This window comes from Mesorhizobium sp. M7A.F.Ca.US.011.01.1.1, assembly GCF_003998295.1.
Lineage (GTDB): Bacteria > Pseudomonadota > Alphaproteobacteria > Rhizobiales > Rhizobiaceae > Mesorhizobium.
Genome location: NZ_RZRT01000175.1, coordinates 1 through 1267, shown reverse-complemented (window position 1 = coordinate 1267; position 1267 = coordinate 1). Strand labels below are relative to the sequence as shown.

At 62.7% G+C, this 1267-nt stretch carries 1 protein-coding gene and 1 pseudogene; both read right to left on the bottom strand.

What is annotated here, in order from left to right; genetic code table 11:
• Nucleotides 1-537: pseudogene (locus EOA13_RS37130) on the bottom strand (DUF1682 domain-containing protein); the annotation flags it as partial.
• Nucleotides 537-1267: TrbG/VirB9 family P-type conjugative transfer protein (locus tag EOA13_RS37125; RefSeq protein ID WP_127298044.1), on the bottom strand; the 731-nt coding region annotated here is incomplete at its 5' end. The gene EOA13_RS37125 and the pseudogene EOA13_RS37130, both read right to left, overlap by 1 nt.

Genomic DNA, 1267 nt, shown 5'->3' with positions numbered 1-1267 from the left:
CGTCGAGCCGTTTTGATCATTCGTCCCCATCTGGTTCGACCGCAGGCGTTCCCACCCCGCCTTTTCGCGCTCGGCGGCCTCCGCCTTACGACGAGCCTCTTCCTCAGCCGCGGCCTTGCGGCGGGCTTCGTCCTCCTCGGCCTTGCGGCGAGCCTCCTCGGCCGCCATTTGCGCCTCCAGCGCGCGTCGCTGCGCATCGAGATCCGCGCCCTCCTGCACGGTATGATCGACATTATCGGCTTGTTGCGTGCCCTTTTGGTCGTCAGCCGGTGGCGGCACCACGATCTGGTCGATCGTGCCGTCGGCAGGTTGCGGCGGTTCGTTCAACGCCGGCGGGCGAAACTCGGGCGGGTTGAAGTTTTCCTCGCCATCGCTGCGAACATCGCGCGATACCGGCTCCCGAGGCCAGTTCAGCCACATCAGCGCGCTTACGAGCACCACGCCGAGGCCGACCAGCGCGATCCTGGTACCGACGCCCGCACCACGGCGCGCGACCGTCGGGCTGCCGTCCAGTTGGTTATAATCGATCTGCGTCATCACCGCCCTCCGCTGGATCCGAACAGGGTGGAGCCACCGGTCAGTTTCGTTGGACCGTAGACCTGCTCGACGGGATCGATGGCGTTGGATCGCGCCCGGTTGTAAAGGCAGAGTGTCTTGCCATCGGCCCGCAAGGTGAATTGCCGTGCGACCTTGTCGACGATGGTGTATTTGCCCTGCGTGCGAACGTTGACCAGCGACTCCTGGCGCTTGTCGTCGACAACGAAAATCGCCGGAATGTCGCCCTTGAACTCCAGAAACACCTTGGTGCCGTCGTCGAATACGGTGCGCGGCTTCAGGCTGTCGTCGCCCTTGTAGGCGTAGTCGTAATTGAGATCGGCATAATTCAGATCCTTCAAATCCGGATCGGCCGCGCTCTCCTTGGCCTGCGAGAGCAGGCGCGCATTGATATCCTCGTCCGGGTATTTGAACCGGACCTGGAAGGATGCCCGGTCACGGCTATTGTCAGTCGCCTGCAGCAGCAAGGAATAGACGCGCCGGTTGGTGACCACGTTGACGTTGGTCCACGCATCGCGCTCCAGCGGCTTGACGAACAGAAACCGCGATCCGCGTTTGGGGATGATCGACCAACCTTTCGTGTCGCCAGCCGACACGGTTTCGATGACTTCCGTCGGACTGAGCTCGACCATCGTGGAAATACCAAGGGCGGCGCGCACCGACGTCACGTCGTCGTTGTTGAAGGTGACATATCGGATGCGGCCGTCGCGTG